Source organism: Mesorhizobium sp. M7A.F.Ca.CA.001.10.2.1 (assembly GCF_003998575.1).
GTDB lineage: Bacteria > Pseudomonadota > Alphaproteobacteria > Rhizobiales > Rhizobiaceae > Mesorhizobium.
Genome location: NZ_RZQY01000473.1, coordinates 1 through 4,728, shown reverse-complemented (window position 1 = coordinate 4,728; position 4,728 = coordinate 1). Strand labels below are relative to the sequence as shown.

At 63.6% G+C, this 4,728-nt stretch carries 4 protein-coding genes and 1 pseudogene; 4 read left to right on the top strand and 1 reads right to left on the bottom strand.

The window, feature by feature from the left end; translation table 11 throughout:
- The 4 genes from EN964_RS25095 to EN964_RS25080 all read left to right on the top strand — a co-directional run.
- Positions 1-1,646: 3-hydroxyacyl-CoA dehydrogenase NAD-binding domain-containing protein (locus EN964_RS25095; protein ID WP_127276849.1), on the top strand; the 1,646-nt coding region annotated here is incomplete at its 5' end.
- Between the two features lie 65 nt (positions 1,647-1,711).
- A complete protein-coding gene (locus EN964_RS25090; protein ID WP_127268615.1) occupies positions 1,712-2,266 on the top strand; it encodes a thioesterase family protein in 555 nt (184 codons plus the stop codon).
- A 114-nt stretch (positions 2,267-2,380) separates the two neighbouring features.
- Entirely contained in the window at positions 2,381-3,049 is a 669-nt protein-coding gene (locus EN964_RS25085; RefSeq protein WP_127268614.1) for a helix-turn-helix transcriptional regulator, read from the top strand.
- A 9-nt stretch (positions 3,050-3,058) separates the two neighbouring features.
- Positions 3,059-3,910, top strand: coding sequence for a thermonuclease family protein (locus EN964_RS25080; RefSeq protein WP_348627432.1), 852 nt, complete (start codon positions 3,059-3,061; stop codon positions 3,908-3,910).
- Here the strand turns inward: EN964_RS25080 and lysK are convergent.
- A pseudogene (gene lysK / locus EN964_RS25075) lies at positions 3,876-4,728 on the bottom strand (lysine--tRNA ligase); the annotation flags it as partial. The gene EN964_RS25080 and the pseudogene lysK overlap by 35 nt on opposite strands.

Here is a 4,728-nt window from a genome sequence, read left to right as displayed (position 1 = left end):
CTATGGGCCTGATCCATGAGATCGCCGAGCCGGCCAGGCTCGTCGAGACCGCCAAGGCGATGATCAGGAATGGCCTGAAGCCGGTGGCGCCATGGGACGAGAAAGGTTTCAAGCTGCCCGGCGGCCAGATCTATTCGCCCGCCGGCTTCAATCTGTGGCCGCCGGCCATCGCCATCCTGCGTCGTGAGACTTACGGCAACTATCCGGCCGCCGCCGCGATCCTCAAATGCGTCTATGAAGGCCTGCTGGTGCCGTTCGACACCGGTTTGCGCATCGAGCAGCGCTATTTCACCGAGATCATGCAGACGAGGGAGGCGGCGGCGATGATCCGCTCGTTGTTCGTGTCGCTGCAGGAACTGAACAAGGGCGCCCGCCGCCCGGCCGGCGTGCCCGAAACCAAATTCAAGAAGATCGGCATTCTCGGCGCCGGCTTCATGGGCGCGGGCATCGCCTATGTCACCGCCAAGGCCGGCATCCCGGTGGTGCTGCTCGACCGTGATCTGGAGTCGGCTGCCAAGGGCAAGGCGCATTCCGACGGCCTGATCTCGGATCAGGTCAAGAAGGGCCGCGCCAAGCCGGAGGACAAGGACAAACTGCTGTCGCTGATCACGCCGACGGCGGACTATGCCGACCTTGCCGGCTGCGATCTGGTGGTCGAGGCCGTTTTCGAGGATTCGAGCGTGAAGAAGAGCGCCACCGAACAGGCCGAGGCCGTGCTGAAGCCATCGGCGATCTTCGCGTCGAACACCTCCACCATCCCGATCACCGGCCTGGCGAAGAATTCGGCGCGGCCGAAAAACTTTATCGGCATCCATTTCTTCTCGCCGGTCGACAAGATGATGCTGGTCGAGATCATTTTGGGCAAGAAGACCGGAGACAAGGCGCTGGCCACCGCCATCGACTTCGTTCGCGCCATCAAGAAGACGCCGATCGTCGTCAACGACACGCGCGGCTTCTACGTCAATCGCTGCGTGCTGCGCTACATGTCGGAAGCCTACAAGATGCTGATCGAGGGCGTTCCCGCGCCGATGATCGAGAATGCAGCGAAGGCGGCCGGCATGCCGGTCGGCCCCCTGGCGCTGACCGACGAGACGGCCATCGACCTTGCCCAGAAGATCATGAAGCAGACCATCAGGGATCTGGGCGACAAGGCGGTCGATCCCAAGCAGATGGCGCTGATCAACGCCATGGTCGACGATCACGGCCGCTTCGGCCGCAAGAACGGCAAGGGTTTTTACGATTACCCGGCAAAGCCCGCCAAGAAGAAGTTATGGCCGGGCCTTAGGGAGCTCTATCCGCAGCTTGCACCCGAGAAGGTCGATTATGAGGAACTGCAGCAGCGGCTGCTGGTCACCATCGCGCTGGAAGCGGCGCGGGTGATGGAAGAAGGCATCGTCACCGACCCGCGCGAGGCCGATGTCGGCTCGATCCTCGCTTTCGGCTTCGCGCCCTACACCGGCGGTGCGCTGTCCTACATCGACGGCATCGGCGCCAAGGCGTTCGTGAAGATCGCCAAGAACCTGCAGAAGAAATACGGCGCCGAGTTCAAGGCACCCAAGCTGCTGCTCGACATGGCCGAGAAAGGCGAGACCTTCTACCAGCGCTTCGATCCCTATGCGAAAGGCGACGTGAAGCAGGCAGCCTGACGCATGGGCAAAATCAAGCGTCTTGCAGCGACCTTTGCGCGTCCAAGAGGACATGGGGCGCTGTAATGTATGTCTGGGCGCGCATGGTGCGCATGATGGCCACGGCACGCAGCCGTGGCCCCTATGTGATGGGCGGCGAAGGCCGGCTGGCTTTCCGCTGCCTGCCGACCGACATCGATTTCAACATCCATCTCAACAATGCGCGCTACATGATGCTGGCCGATCTCGGCCGCATCGACCTGTTTGTTCGTGCAGGCCTCATCACGCTGGCAAGGAAGAATGGCTGGGCGCCGATGATGGGCGGACTGCAAGCGGTCTATGCACGCGAGATCAGGCTGTGGCGCCGCTTCGAAGTGGTGTCCTCGATCGAGACCTGGGAAGGCACCCAGGTTGTAGGCAAGCACCGCTTCGTCCTCGACAATGGCGAGACGGCCGCGTTGATCCTGACGACAGCCGGCGTCTACGATCGCAAGGCTCGCAACTTTCTTGAGATTGGCGAGGTCGTTGCGGCACTTGGTCGTGCCGTGAACCCGCGGCCACCGACGCAAACGGAGCGGATTTTCATGACATCGCACCAGGGTCTGCGCAGCTTGGCCAAGGGTGTCGGTCGATCCCGGTAGTCGGACTTTCCGCGATCGACGGAAACGTTTGCAACCACTCACGACCGGTGGACAAAACGACATTCCAAGACTAGAAGGGAAAGGTATTTTTTCCTGCACCGAAGGAGAGCGAGCATGCTCTCGCACGACCGAGTCTGGGCTGCCATCGATGCTCTTGCCAAGCGTTATTCGCTTTCGGCCTCGGGTTTGGCCAAGCGTGCGGGGCTCGATTCCACTGCCTTCAACAAGTCGAAGCGTTTGTCGTCGGATGGCCGACCACGCTGGCCCTCGACCGAATCGCTGGCCAAGATCATCGAGGCGACGGGCGCCTCACTCGACGAATTCACCGGTCTGATCGAAGGCCGGCCTGGGATCAGCAATGGTGCTTCGACCAGCCATGCCGCTTCGGTCGCCCGCAGAAGCTCCGTGCCGTTGCTCGGCTTTGCCCAAGCCGGCGCCGGCGGCTTCTTCGACGATGCCGGCTTTCCAGTCGGGCAGGGTTGGGATCTGATCGAACTGCCGGCGCAATCGACCGAGAGCTCCTACGCGCTGCAGGTGCAAGGCGATTCCATGCTGCCGCTCTACCGCAATGGCGACGTCCTCATCGTCGAACCGGGCGCCGTCACCCGCAAGGGCGATCGCGTCGTCGTCAAGACCACATCAGGCGAGGTGATGGCCAAGGTGCTCGAGCGCCAGACCGTCAAGTCGATTGCGCTGGTCTCGCTCAATCCCGATCATCCCGACCGCGATATTCCCATGCGCGATGTCGAATGGGTGGCGCGGATTGTCTGGGCTAGCCAGTAGGTCAAGCTGGTGCGGCTCCTTCGTCATGCCCTGGCGGTTCTGATGGTCCCGGTGATGGCGGCCATGGTCGTCGCCGGCGGTCGCACGTTGAAAGGGAGTGAAAGCGTCATCACGGTGGACCAGCTTGATCCGGGCGCCGATACGATGGCGCAGCAGGCTGCCGGGACGGTGCCGCAGGAGCCGGCCACATCGGCCATAGCAGCCCCGCAGCCGCCAAAGCCGGCGCTGCATTCGAGGGCGATCGATCCCCAAATTGTCGCGCCACCGGAACTGCCCGCCGAGGGGCTTGAACGGGTCGAGCCGCGCGAGCCGTTGAGCAAACTCGCGCTGGCTGTGCCGCCCAAGCCGAAAATGCCCGACGATTGGAACGGCACCAAGCTGTTCCAGCCGGTTGCGCCGGCCGCCGGCCTGATCGAGGCGAAGGGTTACTCGGTCGCGGTTTCCGGCATCGATATCGTCAGGCAGGATGAGACCTGCAGCGAGGACGGCAAGCCCTGGCCGTGCGGTGTCCGGGCGCGGACGGCGTTCCGCGCCTTCCTGCGCGGCCGCGCGGTGGTCTGCACGGTGCCGCCGCAGGGCGGCCGCGACCTGATCGCCGCCGAATGCCGGATCGGCAATCAGGATATCGGCCAATGGCTGGTCGACAACGGCTGGGCGCGCGCCGCCAAGGGCGGACCCTATGTCGAAGCCGGCGACAAGGCGCGCACGGCGAAGAAGGGCATTTTCGGATCGGCGCCCGATCTGTCCGGCATGCCGGCGATGCCGGCCGCGCCACGCCCGGCCCCTCAGGCGCCGGGTTCGATCCTGGAAGAGGTCGACGGCGTGCTCAAGCCAGCTGACCAGCCAGCGCCCGCTCAATGAGCGCACGTGTCTCGGCCACGCCGTAGAGCGCTGCGAACGAGCCGAAGCGCGGGCCGCGCTCCTGGCCGATCAGCACCTGATAGATCATCTGGAAGAAGGCGCCCGATACGCCGGGGCCGCCTTCCGGGCTCTGCTTGGAATGATCCTGGTAGCGCTCGATCCTGCGCGCGACGTTGAGCGAGGCGTTCTGGATCGCTTCGCCATTGGCGTCCGCCGGCAGCGCCCCAAGCGCTTCGTCGAGGGCTGCCAGCGCCTCGCGCTCGACCTCGTCGGCGGGCCGGAAGGTTTTCGTCGGCTTCACGAAATCGTCGAAATAGCGGATCGCATGGCCGACCAGCCGGTCGAGCTCGGGATGCGTCGTTGGCGTCACGCCTTGCGTATGACGTGAAATGAACCCCCACAGCACATCCTTGTTCTGCGCGTTGGAGGCGCTGACCAGATTGAGCAGCAGCGAGAACGGCACCGGCATGTCGATCGCGGGCGGGTTGCCATCATGCATATGCCAGACCGGATTGCCCAGCCGTTCCTTCCAGTCCTGCCGGGGATAAGCGGCAAGGAACGTATAGTATTCGTCCACGGCCCGCGGGATGACGTCGAAATACAGCTTCTTGGCCTGCCGCGGCCGCTGGTACATGTAGAGCCCGAGGCTTTCGGTCGGCGCATAGGTCAGCCAATCGTCGATGGTCAGCCCGTTGCCCTTCGACTTCGAGATCTTCTGGCCGTTCTCGTCGAGGAACAGTTCGTAGACGAAATGCTCCGGCGCCCGTCCGCCCAGAATGTTGCAGATACGGTCATAGACCACCGCATTGGTCTGGTGG

Bases quoted from the DNA above. Each gene is read 5' to 3' on its own strand.
- EN964_RS25090 (WP_127268615.1), top strand. From the start codon at position 1,712: ATGTATGTCTGGGCGCGCATGGTGCGCATGATGGCCACGGCACGCAGC.
- EN964_RS25085 (WP_127268614.1), top strand. From the start codon at position 2,381: ATGCTCTCGCACGACCGAGTCTGGGCTGCCATCGATGCTCTTGCCAAG.